Below are 13,757 nucleotides of genomic sequence, written 5' to 3' on the forward strand. Positions count from 1 at the left end.
TCGCATTAGGAACCTGCCTCAGAAACACTGTCGAGCCAGGCCTGGTGCAGGCCCGCGAACCGTCCCGCGCCGGCGATCAGCTCGCCGGGAGGGCCGTCTTCCACCACCCGGCCGCCGTCGATCACGAGAACGCGGTCGGCGATCTCCACGGTCGACAACCGGTGGGCGATGATCAGGGCGGTCCGGCCCGTCAGCACGGTCCGCAGAGCGCGCTGGACGAGCCGTTCGCTGGGCACGTCGAGGCTGGAGGTGGCCTCGTCGAGGATGAGCACGGCCGGGTCGGCCAGGAACACCCGGGCGAACGCGACGAGCTGCCGCTGCCCGGCCGACATGCGCGCGCCGCGTTTGCCGGCCTCGCCGTCGAGCGAGGAGACGAAGCCCCGCACCCCGACCGCGGCGGCGGCCGCCTCGACCTCGGCCGTCGACGCCGATGGCCGCCCGAACCTGATGTTGTCGGCCACGCTGCCGCCGAACAGGTAGTTCTCCTGGGTGACCATGACCACCGCGCGCCGCAGGTCGGCTTCGGCCAGATCGCGCAGGTCGACGCCGTCGAGGGTGATCGCGCCGGTGACGGGGTCGTAGAACCGGGCGATCAGCTTGGCCAGCGTGGTCTTCCCGGCCCCCGTCGCCCCGACGACCGCGACGGTCTGACCCGCGGGGATGACCAGGTCGAGCCGGTGCAGCACCGGGACGTCGGGCTGGTAGCGGAACCGCACGTCCCGGAAGACGACCTCGCCCCGGGCGGCCGGCAGGGCCAGCGGCACGAGCGGCTCGGGCACGCCGGGACGCTCCTCCAGCACCCCCGACAACTTCTCCAGCGCCGCGCCCGCCGACTGGAGCGTGTTGTAGAACTGCGAGATCTCCTGCATGGGCTCGTAGAACTGCCGCAGGTACAGCAGGAACGCGGCGAGCACCCCGACGGTGACCTCGCCGTGGATCGCCAGCCAGCCGCCGTAGACCAGCACCGCCGCGATGGTGACGTTGCCGAGCAGCTTCACCCCGGGCTGGAACAGCGCGATCAGCCGCATTCCGGCCAGGTTGGCGGCCCGGTAGCGCTCGTCGAGCTCCTCGAAGATCTCCTGGTTCCGGTCTTCCCGGCGGAAGGTCTGGGCCGCCCGGATGCCGGTCATCGACTCCACGAAGTGCACGATCACCCCGGCGACCGCCTCGCGGCTGCGCCGGTAGGTCACCAGGGAGGCCCGCCGGAACCAGCGGGCCATCAGGAACAACACCGGGAACGGCGCCAGCGCGACCAGGCCGAGCCGCACGTCGAGCACGAGCAGCATCACGGCCGTGCCGAACAGCGTCAGCACGGCAGTGATCAGCCCGTCGAAGCCGCCCGCGACCAGTTCGGCGATGGCCTCCACGTCGGAGGTCAGCCGCGAGATCACCCGCCCCGAGGTGTACTTCTCGTGGAAGGCCGGGGACAACCGCTGGAACTGCTCGAACACCCTCCGCCGCAGCTCCAGCAGCGTCTCCTGGCCGATCTGGCCGGAGAACCGCAGGAACGCCTGCCGGGTCAGCGCCTGGGTGACCGCGCAGCCGAGGATGGCCCCCACGATCAGCAGCAGGGTCCGCGTACCCGCCGGGATCCCGGTGTCGATGCCGACCTTCACCAGGTAGGGGATGGCCAGCCCGGCCGCGTTCGCCACCACGATCAGCACGACGAGCAGCCCGATCGCCCGGCGGTGCGGGCGCAGCAGATCGCCGAGCAGCCGCCGCGACCGGGCCCGGAGCAGGACGTCGGCCGCCGCGTCGAGGTCGTCGCGGTTCTCCGCCGCGACGCCGCACCAGTCGGTCAACTCAGCACCTCCTCCGCCGCCAGGAGCGCCCGATACCCCGGCACCTGGGCCAATAACTCCCGGTGAGTGCCGACGTGGGTGATCGTCCCGCCGTCGAGGAGGGCGACCCGGTCGGCCAGCAGCACGGTGGAGGCCCGGTGGGCGACCACGATCCCGGTCGCGTCGGCCAGCACGCGGCGAAGGGCGTCTTCGACCAGCGCCTCGGTCTCGACGTCGAGCGCCGACAGGGTGTCGTCGAGCACCAGGATCCGGGGCCGCCCGAGCACCGCGCGGGCCAGCGCGAGCCGCTGCCGCTGCCCGCCCGACAGGGACATGCCCTGCTCGCCGATCCGGGTGTCGAGCCCCCACGGCAGGTCGTAGGCGAAGGTCGCCTGCGCCACCTCCAGCGCGGCCCGCACCTCGGCGTCGGTGGCGTCGCGGTGGCCGAGCGTGACGTTCTCGCGCACGCTCATCGAGAAGAGGGTGGCCTCCTCGAACGCGGTCGCCACGATCGACCGCAGGCACGGCAGGGTCAGGTCGCGTACGTCGTGGCCGTCGACGGTCACCCGCCCCGAGGTGACGTCGAGGAGCCGGGGCACCAGCGCGGTGAGCGTGGTCTTGCCCGAGCCGGTCGCCCCGACGACGGCCAGGGTCTCGCCCGGCCGGACCTCCAGCCACAGGTCGTCGAGCACCGGCCGGTCGGCGCCCGGGAAGCGGAACCCGGCGCCCTCGAACCGCAGGTGCCCGCGCGGCCGGTCGAGCACGAGGGTGCCGCCGACGATGGCGGGCTCGGTGTCGAGCACCTCCAGCACCCGGTCGGCGGCGGTCATCGCCTCCTGGCCCATCGCCAGGATGTAGCCGAGCGAGGAGACCGGCCAGACCAGCTGCAGCACGAACGAGGTGAACGCCACCAGTGCGCCCAGCGTCAGCGATCCCGCGCCGACCGCCGTGGCCCCGAGCAGCAGCACCAGCGCCAGGGTGACGCTGGGCACGATCTCCAGGAACGTGAAGAACCGGGACGAGAGCCGCACCTTGCCCAGCGCGGTCTCCTTGACGGTGACCGCGAGGCCGTCGTACCGGGAGAAGACGTGGCCCCCGCGGCCGAACGCCTTGATCGTGCGGATGCCCAGCGCCGACTCCTCGACGTGGGTGGCCAGGTCGCCCTGGCGATCCTGCAGGGTGCGGGAGATCGTCCGGTAGCGCTTCTCGAACCGGTTGGAGACGACGATGACCGGCACCGCCGCCAGGGCCACCAGCAGGCCGAGCGGCCAGTGGAGCCGCAGGAGCAGGAACGTCACCACGGCGAGCTGGATGACGTTCATGACGAGGAACAGCGCGCCGAACCCGAAGAAACGGCGGATCGTGCCGAGGTCGGTGGTGGCCCGGGACAGCAGTTGTCCCGACTGCCACTCGTCGTGGAAGGCCATCGGCAGCCGCTGGAGGTGGGCGTAGATGTCGTCGCGGAGGGCGGTCTCCACGCCGAACACCGCGACGCCCTGCAGCCAGCGGCGGAACCAGGTCATGACCGCCTCGACCACACCCAGCACGAGGGCGAGCAGGCCGAGGGGGATCAGAGCGGTGAAATCACCGCGGGCGATGGGCCCGTCGATGATCTCCTTGCCGACCAGGGGGATCGCGAGCCCGGCGGCGATACCGGCGACCGCGGCGATCCAGCTGACGATGACGACGGTTGCGAAGGGCCGGAGATAGGACTTGAGTCGCCAGAGGGACAACAAGTGCATAGTCCCAACGACTACAGGCTCAGCCCGTTTCCCGGGAGGCCACTATCGCGTGGCGTCGTCCTGGAACTCCGGTTTGTCGTCGCTGCTGACGGGTTCGGGCAGGGTGCCCGCGTTGTGCTCGCCGACCCGCCAGCCCTTGCGGCCCTGCTTGAGCAGCGACCACGAGCAGTTGCCGAGGCCGCCCAGCGTGTGCCAGTGCTCCCGCGGCAGGCCCAGCATCGCGAGCATGCCCAGGCGCAGCGCCGCGCCGTGGGAGACGACCACGAGCAGCCCGTCGTCGTCGATCTCCTCTACCCAGCGGAGCATCGCCGCCGACACCCGGGTGGCGACCTCGACCTCGGTCTCACCACCCGGCGGCTCGAAGGCGGCGTACTCGGCCGGCCAGCGGGCCGCCATGACGTCGCCCGTCAGGCCCTCCCACTCGCCGCCGCCGCGCTCGCGCAGCTCCTTGTCGACGGTGACCGGCAGGCCGGTCACCCGTCCCAGCGCCAGGGCGGTGTCGTGGGCCCTGCTCAGGTCGCTCGACACGATCTTCGTCGGCCGGAGCGCCGCCAGCAGCGACGCCGACCGGGCCGCCTGGGCGACCCCGGTCTCGTCGAGCGGGATGTCGGTGTGCCCCTGGAACCGGTGTTCGACGTTCCAGCGGGTCTGGCCGTGCCGGAGGCAGACGATCCGCCGGCTCACCCCTCACCCCGCGCCCGCTGGGCGGCGGCCTGGGCGACGCTCTCGGGCAGCGCGATGGCCGGGCAGTCCTTCCAGAGGCGCTCCAGGCCGTAGAAGTGACGCTCCTCCTCGTGCTGCACGTGGACCACGATGTCGATGTAGTCGAGCAGCACCCAGCGGCCCTCCCGCTCGCCCTCGCGGCGGACGGGCTTGGCCTCGGCGTCGACGCGCAGGCGCTCCTCGATCTCGTCGACGATGGCGCGGACCTGGCGGTCGTTGGAGGCGGAGCAGACGACGAATGCGTCGGTGATCACCAGCCGGTCGCTCACGTCGTAGGCGACGATGTCGTCGGCGAGCTTGTCGGCCGCGGCCTCGGCGGCGACCGAAACGAGCTGGATCGATCGTTCAGATGCGGTCACGATGCGGTTTGTTCCTCCATGACGGGGATGTGATCCCAGAGTGCCCACCCCTCGGGGCGCTCTTCAAGCCTATTGCCGCCCTATCGGTAAAGACCCCGCTTGCCGATGTACTGCACGATCCCGTCGGGCACCAGATACCAGATGGGCTGACCGGCGGCCACCCGCTCCCGGCACTCCGACGACGAGATCGACAGGGCCGGCACCTCGATCAGGCTGACCTTGCCGGTCGGCAGGCCCGGGTCGTGCAGGGTGTGGCCGGGCCGGGTGCAGCCCACGAAGTGGGCGATCGTGAACAACTCCTCGGCGTCGCGCCAGCCGAGTATCTGGGCCAGCGCGTCGGCGCCGGTGATGAAGTAGAGCTCGGTCTCCGGCCCGTACGCCGCCGCGACGTCACGGAGCGTGTCGATCGTGTACGTCAGCCCCGGCCGGTCGACGTCGACCCGGCTGACCGAGAAGCGCGGGTTCGACGCCGTCGCGATCACGGTCATCAGATAGCGGTCCTCGGCGGCCGACACCGTGCGGTCGGCCTTCTGCCACGGCTGGCCCGTCGGCACGAAGACGACCTCGTCGAGGTCGAAGTGGTGGGCGACCTCGCTCGCGGCCACCAGGTGGCCGTGATGGATGGGGTCGAAGGTGCCGCCCATGATGCCAAGCCGCCTGGTGGTGGCCCCGTTTCTCATAGCACGGACGATAACGTCCGCCCTCTCACCGGGTTCATGCGCGGCGGCGGAAGCACCGACGTAGCATGCCGAGCATGACCACTCCCGATCGCACCCGCACGCCGCTGCCCGGCATCAGCTCCCGCGCCTACGAGCACCCCGCGGACCGGTCCGCCCTGGTGGCGATGCGCTCGCTGACCGGGTTCGACTCGGTGCTCAAGCGCACCTCCGGGCTCTTCTCCGAGCGGCGGCTGCGCCTGATGTTCCTCGCCTCGGCGGTCCGCACCTCGGAGACCCAGTTCCGGGGCCTGTACGACATGGGCCGCGACAGCGCCTACATCCTCGACCTGGCCCGGATCCCCGAGGTCTACGTCCAGCAGGATCCCAAGGTCTACGCGATGGCGATCGGCTTCGACGAGCCCTTCATCGTCGTCTCGACCGGCTGTCTCGACCTGCTCGACGAGGAGGAGCTGCGCTTCGTCGTCGGTCACGAGACGGCCCACATCCTGTCGGGGCACGCGGTCTACGGCACGATGCTGCAGATCCTCACCCGGCTGGCCACCCGGGTCGCCTGGATCCCCCTCGGCTACATCGGCCTGCGCGTGATCGTCGCCGCCCTCGAAGAGTGGGCCCGCAAGGCCGAGATGTCCGCCGACCGTGGCGGTCTTCTCGCGGGTCAGGACCCCGAAGCCGCGCTGCGCGCCCTGATGAAGCTGGCCGGCGGCTCGCGCCTGCACGAGATGAACATCGAGGCCTTCCTCGACCAGGCCCGCGAGTACGACACCGCCGGCGACGTCCGCGACGGCCTGCTCAAGGTGCTCAACCTGCTGGGCACCACCCACCCGTTCGCGGTCACCCGGGTCGCCGAGCTCGACCGCTGGCGGCGCGGCGGCGACTACGACCGCATCCTCACCGGCGACTACCCCCGCCGCACCGACGACCACACCGCCAAGATCTCCGACGAGGTCAAGGCCGCCGCGGCGTCCTACCGCGAGTCGTGGGCGCAGTCGCAGGACCCGTTCATCGGCGTCCTGCGCGACGTCGCCGAGGGCGCGGTCAACGCCGGGGAGCGCATCTTCAACCGCTTTTCCCGGAGGGAAAACTAGAACAACGAGCCGACGATCCTGACGGCGGCGGCGCAGATCGCGACGAACCCGCCGAGCACCGCCAGCGCGCGCAGCCCCTCCCTGCGCAGCTCCGGCAGCTCGGCGCCGACCTTCTCCACCTCGCGGCCGATGATCGCGCCGCAGACCACGCTGAAGACGAGCCCGGCGACCGTGACGGGCACGGCCTGCTCCCACCAGACGGGGGCCACCTGCCCGCCCGCGGTCACCCACATCGCCCCGAACGCCAGCGCCCCGGCGGGCAGCCCCGGCCAGGCGACCCCGGCGATCAGCGAACCCGAGAACGACACCGGGAACAGCCCGATGCGCAGGGCCTTCTTCAACCGTCCCGGCCGCCGCCTCCGCGTCAGCCAGTGCCCCACCCAGAGGGCACGGGCCAGCACGACGAACACCCCGGTCACCGCGAACGTGGCGGCCGGGTAGACCACGCACCCGATCACGCACGGCACCGCCACGGCGGCCAGCACCAGCAACGAGGTCCCGCCCGTGGGCACCGCCTCGGGCGGCGGCTTGACGCTCCGCCGCCGCCGCGTCTGCACCACGGCCTCGGCCCCGAGCCGCGACTCGGCCTCTTCCCGCCCGCCCTTGTCCTTGGCACGCCGGGACTCGACCGGCGACGCGCCGGAATCAGCGGCCCGCCGCCCGCCGTCGGCGGAGCCGGAGTCCCGGGTCCGGCGGCTCTCGGCCGAGCCGGACTCCCGCGTGCGGCGATTGGAGTCGGCCGAGCCGGGCGCGGCGGTATCTCGGGTGCGCCGGCCGCTCTCGGCGGTCCCGACACCACCGGCGTCCCGGGCCCGCTGCCCGGCATCAGTCGAAGCGGCGCTGGTGGTCTCCCGGGCGCGGCGGCCGCCTTCGGCCGAACCGGCAGCAGCCGCATCCCGGCTGCGGCGACCACTCTCGGCCGCGCTCGAACCGGCGTCATCTGGGGCGCGCCACCCGCTGTCGGCTGAGCCGGAGTCCCGGGTGCGGCGAGCACCGTCGGGGGCACTCACACCGCCCCCGTCACGGGCACGCCGCCCACCTTCAGCCGAGCCGGTGCCGCCCGCATCCCGTGCGCGCCGCGCGCCATCGGCCGCACCCACGCCGCCCCCGTCACGGGCGCGCCGCCCACCGTCAGCCGAGCCGGTGCCGCCCGTATCCCGGGTGCGGCGAGCGCCATCGGCTGCGCCTGCTCCCCCCGTATCCCGGCCACCGCGGCCGTCGTCGGGCGTGCCCGCACTGCTGGAGTTCCAGCCGCGCCGCCCACCGTCGGCCGAATCCGGCGCGCTCTCGCGGGCACGGCGGCTTTCGGGGGCGCTCCCCCGGTTCTCGCGGTTGCGGCGGCCGCCGTCGGTGTCGCGGTCGTCCGCGCCGGCGTTCTCGCGGCCTCGGGGGCGGCGGGAGGGCTCGCCCTCGGACTCCTTCTCGCGGGCGTCGTGTTCCTCCGCCGCGCGGGCCAGCCGGGTCATGCGGTCGGCGAGGATCGCGGCGGTGGGGCGTTTGGCGGGATCGCGGTTGAGGGCCGCCCTGATCTGCGGGAGCAGGGCGGGGGGCACGTCCTTGAGGTCGGCCTTGCCGTGGAGGATGGCGTACATCTGGGACTCGGCGGAGCCGCCGCCGAAGGTGGGGCGGCCGGTGGCGGCGAAGGCCACGGTCGCCGCCCAGGCGTGCAGGTCGGCCGGTTCGCCGACCTGTTCGCCGGCGAAGAGTTCGGGCGCGGCGTAGCCGGGGGTGCCGAGGAAGGTGCCGGTCTGGGTCATCCGGGTCGCGTCGAGGACCTGGGCGATGCCGAAGTCGATCAGCACCGGGCCCTCGTCGCCGATCAGCACGTTGGCCGGTTTCAGGTCGCGGTGCACGATCCCGGCGGCGTGGATGATCGCCAACGCGGTCGCCAGGCCGCGCGCGAGGCGGATGACCTCCACCTCGGGCAGCGGACCGTCGCGTTTGACCGCGTTGAGCAGGGTGTCGCCGGCGATGTGCTCCATGACCAGGTAGGGCCGGTCGCCGGAGAGGTCGGCGTCGAGGACCCGCGCCACGTAGGGGCTCTCCACCCGCCGCAGCGCGCGGACCTCGCGATCGAGCCGTAATCGGGCGTCGGCGTCGCCTTCGATGGCGTCGCGGAGCATCTTCAGGGCGACCTGCTCACCCCGTTTGGTGGCCGCGAGATAGACCTCGCCCATGCCACCACGGCCCAGGCGCTCCAGGAGCGCGTATGGGCCGACCCGCCCCAGACGTCCACCCATAGGTGTGGTCACGATAGTGGAGCGCCACGACATTTCCCCGGAGCCACGCCGGTCATCGTCGGAAGACGTACCGATCCAGGGAGATCCGGCCGGGTCCGGCGACGGCGAGCATGACCGCCACCGCGCCGAGGGCCGTGACGAGTTCGAACGAGCCGTCCTTGACGTGCACGAACAGGAACGCGCCCGACATCACCGCGAACAGCATGGCCCCCGCCAGGGCGGTCAGCAGCCCGAGCACGAGCATGATCCCGCCGCCGAGTTCGGCGACCGTGGCGAACCAGGCCGACGCCCGCGGGGCCGGTACGCCCGCCTGGGTCATCGCCTGGGTGGTGGCGTCGATGCCGCCGCGCGCCTTGGCCCAGCCGTGCTGGATGAACGTGGTTCCGAGCGCGACGCGGCCGAACAGGGCGGCGGCGTCGTACAGGGCGGGCCTCACCGGAGCAGGGAGTCGAGGCGGGCGCCGGGCTCGCGGAGCTCGGCCGGGCGGGGGGCGGAGAGCCGCCATCGAACCAGCCCATGCCGCTCCAGGGCGAGCAGCAGCCGGTCGGCGCCCGCGACGACGGCCACGATGAAGCTCAGCGTGACGAGAAGATCCATGCCTCCCATGATTCACCGGCGCTCACGCAGAGTGACTGAAGTGGTCGCCAAGTCATCCTCAAGAGCCTTAAGCCACTCTTTGACCCATGAGCGAACCCGTTACCGTCGTCGTCGCCGGCGAGACCTACCTCTACACCGAGGGGGTCCGCTGGGCCCTGGCCGGGGCCCCCGGGATCAAGCTGCTGGCTCTGGCCGACGACGGTCCGGCCGCGCTGAGGGCCGCCGTCAAGCTCGGTCCCGACATCCTGCTGATCGACCTGGCCCTGCTGCACGAGGTCGACTACATCGCCCGCCGCTGCCCCGACGTCAAGATCATCGTGGTCGGCCAGCACGCCGACGAGCTCAGCCTGATGGCGGCCATGCGGGCCGGCGCCCGGGGCTACGTCATGACGAGCGCCCACCCGGCCGAACTGATCACCGCGATCCGCGCCGTGGGGGTGGGCCACCTGGTCTTCGCCCGCGAGGTGGCCGCGGGGTTGCGCGAGAAGCTGACCACCCGGTCGACCCGGCCCGCCTTCCCCGAGCTGACCACCCGGGAGCACGAGGTCCTGGAGCACCTGGCCGACGGCCGCAGCAACGCCGAGATCGCCAAGGTGATGTGCCTGGCGCCGAAGACGGTCCGCAACCACGTCAGCAACGTGCTGACGAAGCTGGAGGCGGAAAGCCGCTTCGACGCCGCCCTCCGGGCCCGCGACGCCGGGCTGGGCACGCGCGTGCTGGTGCGGGCCTGAAAAAGACCGGGGGTCAGCCGCGCACGTGCCCCTCGCCCACGTAGACGAACTTGGTCGAGGTCAGCTCGGGCAGGCCCATCGGCCCCCGGGCGTGCAGCTTCTGGGTGGAGATGCCGATCTCGGCGCCGAAGCCGAACTCGCCGCCGTCGGTGAAGCGGGTCGAGGCGTTGACCGCCACGGCGGCCGAGTCGACCAGCGCGACGAACCGCTTGGCCGCCGTCTGGGAGTCGGTCACGATCGCGTCGGTGTGGCCGGAGCCGTAACGGGTGATGTGGGCGACGGCCCCTTCCAGCGAGGGCACCACGGCGGCGGCGATGTCGTAGGAGAGGTACTCGCTGGAGTACTCCTCCTCGGTCACCGCGACCACGCCGTCGCCACCCAGGGCCATGATCGCCGGGTCTCCGTGCACGGTCACCCCGGCCTCGGCCAGGGCCGCGACGGCCTTGGGCACGAACTCGGCGGCGATGGCCTCGTGGACGAGCAGCGTCTCGGCCGAGTTGCACACCGACACCCGCTGGGCCTTGGCGTTCACCAGGATCTTGAGCGCGCGCTCCTGGTCGGCGGCGGCGTCGACGTACACGTGGCAGACCCCGACGCCCGTCTCGATGACCGGCACCGACGACTCCTCGACCACGCTGTTGATCAACGACGCGCCGCCGCGCGGGATCAGCACGTCGACGAGCCCGCGCGCCCGCATAAGCTCCTTGACCGACTCGCGGGTCAGGCCGGGCACCAGCTGCACCGCCCCCGAGGGCACCTCGGTGGCCTCCAGGGCCTCCTGCATGATCTTCACCAGGGCGGTGTTGGACGAGTAGGCGCTGGACGAGCCGCGCAGCAACACCCCGTTGCCGCTCTTCAGGCAGAGCGCGGCGGCGTCGACGGTCACGTTCGGCCGGCCCTCGTAGATGATCCCGACGACGCCCAGCGGCACCCGGATCTGCCGCAGCTCCAGGCCGTTGGGCAACGTGGAGCCCCGGACAACCTCGCCCACCGGGTCGGGCAGCTCGGCGATCTCCCGCACGGCGTCGGCGATCTGCCCGATGCGCGGCACGTCGAGGCGCAGCCGGTCGATCATCGCCTCGGACGTGCCGTCCTGCCGGGCCTTGGCGACGTCGGCGGCGTTGGCCTCGACGATCTCCTCCGCGCGGGCGACCAGGGCGTCGGCGACGGCGCGCAGCGCGGCGTCCTTGGCCGCGCGCGGCAGCGGGGCGAGCAGCCGGGAGGCTTCCTTCGCCGCGTTCGCCACCTGCAGGAACTCGCTCATTGACCGCTCCTAGAGAATCACTATGTCGTCACGGTGGATCAGTTCGCGCTCGTATTCGGGCCCGAGGGCGCTGGCCAGCTCCCGGGTCGACCGGCCGAGCAGGTCGGGGATCTCGCCGGAGTCGAAGTTGACCAGCCCGCGCCCGACGAGCTCCCCCGTGGGCCCGCACAGGTCGACCGGGTCGCCGGCGGAGAACTCGCCCTCGACCTTGAGAACACCGGCGGGCAGCAACGACATCCGCCGCCCGGCCACCGCTTTCACCGCGCCTTCGTCGAGATGCAGCCGTCCCCGGCCGGTGGTGGCGTGGGCGAGCCAGAGCAGGCGGGTGCCGGGATGGCGGCCGCCCGGGTGGAACACGGTGCCGACGTCGTCTCCGGCGAGCGCGTGGGCGGCGTGGGCGGCGGCGGTGAGCACGACCGGCACCCCGGCACCGGTGGCGATCTTGGCGGCCTGCACCTTGGTGATCATGCCACCGGTGCCGACCCGGCCGGAAGTGCCGAGCTCGACGCCCGCGAGGTCGTCGGGGCCGCGTACCTCGGTGATGCGATTGGCTCCCCCGGGACGGCGCGGGTCGCCGTCGTAGAGGGCGTCGACATCGGAGAGCAGGACCATCGCGTCGGCATGGGTCAGGTGGGCGACCAGGGCGGCGAGGCGGTCGTTGTCGCCGAAGCGGATCTCGTCGGTGGCCACCGTGTCGTTCTCGTTGACGACCGGGACGATGCCCAGCTCCAGCAGCCGCGCCAGGGTGCGCTGGGCGTTGCGGTGGTGGGAGCGCCGCATCATGTCGTCGGCGGTCAGCAGGACCTGGCCGACGCGCAGGCCGTAGCGGGCGAAGGAGCTCGTGTACCGGGCCACCAGGACGCCCTGGCCGACCGAGGCGGCGGCCTGCTGGGTGGCCAGGTCCTTCGGCCGGGCCTTCAGCCCCAGGGGGCCGAGCCCGGCCGCGATGGCGCCGGAGGAGACGAGCACGAGCTGGGTCCCGGCCGCACGGCGGGCCGCCAGCACGTCGACCAGCGCGTCGACCCGGTCGACGTCGATCATGCCCTGTGGGGTCGTCAGCGACGACGAGCCCACTTTGACGACGATCCGCCCGGCCGCGCCGATGCGCTCCCTGACCACTTCGAATTCCCCCTAGATGCGGTTGTCGCTGCCTCTGGGCCCGGCGACCCTGGCGCCCATGGTGGGCTGCCAGTCGAAGATGTAACCGTTCTCCATGGAACCGATGACGACCTCGACCCCGGGCTCGGCGCCGGCCTTGACCAGTTCCTCCTCGACGCCGAGGCGCTCCAGGCGGTCGGCGAGGTAGCCCACGGCCTCGTCGTTGGTGAAGTCGGTCTGCCGGATCCAGCGCTCGGGCTTCTCACCGGTGACCTGGAAGGTGCGCTCGTTGACGCGGCGCACCGTGAAACCGGTCTCGCCGAGCTGCTTGGGCCGCAGCACCAGCCGCGTCGGCTCCACGATCGGCTTGTTGGCCCGGTCGAGTTCCACCATCTCGGCCATCGCGAAGGCGAAGGGCTTGAGGCCCTCGTGGGTGGCGGCGGAGACCTCGAAGACCCGTACACCCCGCTCTTCCAGCGAGGCCCTCACGATGTCGGCCAGCTCGCGCCCGTCGGGCACGTCGACCTTGTTCAGCACGACCATGCGCGGCCGGTCCTGGAGCGAGCCGTAGGCCGCCAGCTCCGCCTCGATCACGTCGTAGTCGGTCAGCGGGTCGCGGCCGGGCTCCAGGGTCGCGCAGTCGAGCACGTGCACGATCGTCGAACACCGCTCGACGTGGCGGAGGAACTCGTGGCCCAGGCCCTTGCCCTCCGACGCCCCCGGGATCAGGCCGGGCACGTCGGCCACGGTGAACACCGTCTCGCCCGCGGTGACCACGCCGAGGTTGGGGATGAGCGTCGTGAACGGGTAGTTGGCGATCTTGGGCCGGGCCGCCGACAGCGCCGCGATCAGCGACGACTTCCCGGCGTTGGGGAAGCCGACCAGCGCCACGTCGGCGACCGTCTTGAGTTCGAGGACGATGTCGCCCTCGTCGCCCGGCTCGCCCAGCAGCGCGAACCCGGGCGCCTTGCGCTTGGCGTTGGCCAGCGCGGCGTTGCCGAGCCCGCCGAACCCGCCCGACGCGGCGACGTACTGGGTGCCGGGCCCCACGAGGTCGACCAGCACCTCACCGGAGCGGGCGTCCTTGACCACCGTGCCGTTGGGGACCTTCAGGACGATGTCCTCGCCGGTCGCGCCGTCACGGTTGGCGCCCATGCCCTGCTTGCCGTTGCCCGCCTTGCGGTGCGGCCGGTGGTGATATTCCAGGAGCGTGGAGGTGTTGGCGTCGACCTCCAGCACGATGTTGCCGCCGCGCCCGCCGTTGCCGCCGTCGGGCCCGCCCAGCGGCTTGAACTTCTCGCGGTGGACGGACGCGCAGCCGTTACCGCCGTCTCCCGCCTTGATGTGCAGGAGGACGTGGTCCACGAAATCCGCCACAACGATCCCTTCGAAAGCTTGAAGAAACACGACGAGGCGGATCGGTGGAAACCGACCCGCCTCGTCCAATTCCGGTGTCT

General features: G+C 72.1%; 13 protein-coding genes. 2 read left to right on the plus strand and 11 right to left on the minus strand.

The window, feature by feature from the left end; translation table 11 throughout:
• Positions 1–5 precede the first annotated feature (5 nt).
• The 5 genes from AW271_RS09885 to nadD all read right to left on the minus strand — a co-directional run bounded on the left by AW271_RS09885 (position 6) and on the right by nadD (position 5,285).
• Positions 6–1,802 carry an ABC transporter ATP-binding protein gene (locus AW271_RS09885; protein ID WP_062335144.1) on the minus strand — a complete coding sequence of 599 codons (1,797 nt, stop codon included), beginning with the start codon at positions 1,800–1,802 and terminating at the stop codon, positions 6–8.
• On the minus strand, positions 1,799–3,514 hold the full coding sequence (locus AW271_RS09890; protein WP_245653004.1) for an ABC transporter ATP-binding protein: 1,716 nt from the start codon (positions 3,512–3,514) through the stop codon (positions 1,799–1,801). Before AW271_RS09890 ends, AW271_RS09885 begins: the two co-directional genes overlap by 4 nt.
• 51 nt (positions 3,515–3,565) lie before the next feature.
• The gene (locus tag AW271_RS09895) at positions 3,566–4,207 is read right to left on the minus strand and encodes a histidine phosphatase family protein (RefSeq protein ID WP_062335148.1); all 642 of its coding nucleotides are present in this window, start codon (positions 4,205–4,207) and stop codon (positions 3,566–3,568) included.
• On the minus strand, positions 4,204–4,605 hold the full coding sequence (gene rsfS, locus AW271_RS09900; RefSeq protein ID WP_030454810.1) for a ribosome silencing factor: 402 nt from the start codon (positions 4,603–4,605) through the stop codon (positions 4,204–4,206). Before rsfS ends, AW271_RS09895 begins: the two co-directional genes overlap by 4 nt.
• 80 nt (positions 4,606–4,685) lie before the next feature.
• Positions 4,686–5,285: a nicotinate-nucleotide adenylyltransferase gene (gene nadD / locus AW271_RS09905; RefSeq protein WP_083976361.1), complete on the minus strand. Its 600-nt coding sequence runs from the start codon at positions 5,283–5,285 to the stop codon at positions 4,686–4,688.
• A 65-nt stretch (positions 5,286–5,350) separates the two neighbouring features.
• Here nadD and AW271_RS09910 point away from each other — a divergent pair, with 65 nt between their 5' ends.
• Positions 5,351–6,370 (plus strand): M48 family metallopeptidase, encoded by a 1,020-nt coding sequence (locus AW271_RS09910; RefSeq protein WP_062335153.1) that lies wholly within the window; start codon positions 5,351–5,353, stop codon positions 6,368–6,370.
• On the opposite strand, the gene AW271_RS09915 is transcribed toward AW271_RS09910, so the two are convergent.
• From AW271_RS09915 to AW271_RS40620, 3 genes are read right to left on the minus strand one after another with little or no spacing between them, the layout of a single operon-like run.
• Entirely contained in the window at positions 6,367–8,610 is a 2,244-nt protein-coding gene (locus AW271_RS09915; RefSeq protein ID WP_062335161.1) for a serine/threonine protein kinase, read from the minus strand. The two genes, AW271_RS09910 and AW271_RS09915, sit on opposite strands and share 4 nt — an antisense overlap.
• Positions 8,611–8,662: 52 nt before the next feature.
• Positions 8,663–9,046 (minus strand): DoxX family protein, encoded by a 384-nt coding sequence (locus tag AW271_RS09920; protein WP_062335163.1) that lies wholly within the window; start codon positions 9,044–9,046, stop codon positions 8,663–8,665.
• Positions 9,043–9,207, minus strand: a complete 165-nt coding sequence (locus AW271_RS40620; protein ID WP_169806304.1) for a hypothetical protein — start codon at positions 9,205–9,207, stop codon at positions 9,043–9,045. The genes AW271_RS09920 and AW271_RS40620 overlap by 4 nt, the downstream gene beginning before the upstream one ends.
• Positions 9,208–9,293: 86 nt before the next feature.
• On the opposite strand from AW271_RS40620, the gene AW271_RS09925 reads away from it, so the two are divergent.
• Entirely contained in the window at positions 9,294–9,938 is a 645-nt protein-coding gene (locus AW271_RS09925) for a LuxR C-terminal-related transcriptional regulator (protein WP_062335165.1), read from the plus strand.
• A 13-nt stretch (positions 9,939–9,951) separates the two neighbouring features.
• Here the strand turns inward: AW271_RS09925 and AW271_RS09930 are convergent, their stop codons facing one another.
• The 3 genes from AW271_RS09930 to obgE are packed head-to-tail and all read right to left on the minus strand — an operon-like array spanning position 9,952 to position 13,677.
• Complete coding sequence (locus AW271_RS09930; RefSeq protein ID WP_062335167.1) at positions 9,952–11,202, minus strand: glutamate-5-semialdehyde dehydrogenase; 1,251 nt, start codon at positions 11,200–11,202, stop codon at positions 9,952–9,954.
• A 9-nt stretch (positions 11,203–11,211) separates the two neighbouring features.
• Positions 11,212–12,321 (minus strand): glutamate 5-kinase, encoded by a 1,110-nt coding sequence (proB, locus tag AW271_RS09935; RefSeq protein WP_218008004.1) that lies wholly within the window; start codon positions 12,319–12,321, stop codon positions 11,212–11,214.
• A gap of 12 nt (positions 12,322–12,333) precedes the next feature.
• On the minus strand, positions 12,334–13,677 hold the full coding sequence (gene obgE, locus AW271_RS09940; protein ID WP_062335168.1) for a GTPase ObgE: 1,344 nt from the start codon (positions 13,675–13,677) through the stop codon (positions 12,334–12,336).
• Positions 13,678–13,757: the final 80 nt, after the last annotated feature.

This window comes from Herbidospora sakaeratensis (genome assembly GCF_001570525.1).
GTDB classification, from domain to species: Bacteria; Actinomycetota; Actinomycetes; order Streptosporangiales; family Streptosporangiaceae; genus Herbidospora; species Herbidospora sakaeratensis.

What these genes read in the sequence shown, in the direction of transcription:
- AW271_RS09930 (WP_062335167.1), bottom strand. Translation starts at nt 11,202, where the DNA reads ATGAGCGAGTTCCTGCAGGTGGCGAACGCGGCGAAGGAAGCCTCCCGG.
- nadD (WP_083976361.1), bottom strand. Translation starts at nt 5,285, where the DNA reads ATGAGAAACGGGGCCACCACCAGGCGGCTTGGCATCATGGGCGGCACC.
- AW271_RS09910 (WP_062335153.1), top strand. Translation starts at nt 5,351, where the DNA reads ATGCCGAGCATGACCACTCCCGATCGCACCCGCACGCCGCTGCCCGGC.
- AW271_RS40620 (WP_169806304.1), bottom strand. Translation starts at nt 9,207, where the DNA reads ATGGATCTTCTCGTCACGCTGAGCTTCATCGTGGCCGTCGTCGCGGGC.
- AW271_RS09925 (WP_062335165.1), top strand. Translation starts at nt 9,294, where the DNA reads ATGAGCGAACCCGTTACCGTCGTCGTCGCCGGCGAGACCTACCTCTAC.
- AW271_RS09915 (WP_062335161.1), bottom strand. Translation starts at nt 8,610, where the DNA reads ATGGGTGGACGTCTGGGGCGGGTCGGCCCATACGCGCTCCTGGAGCGC.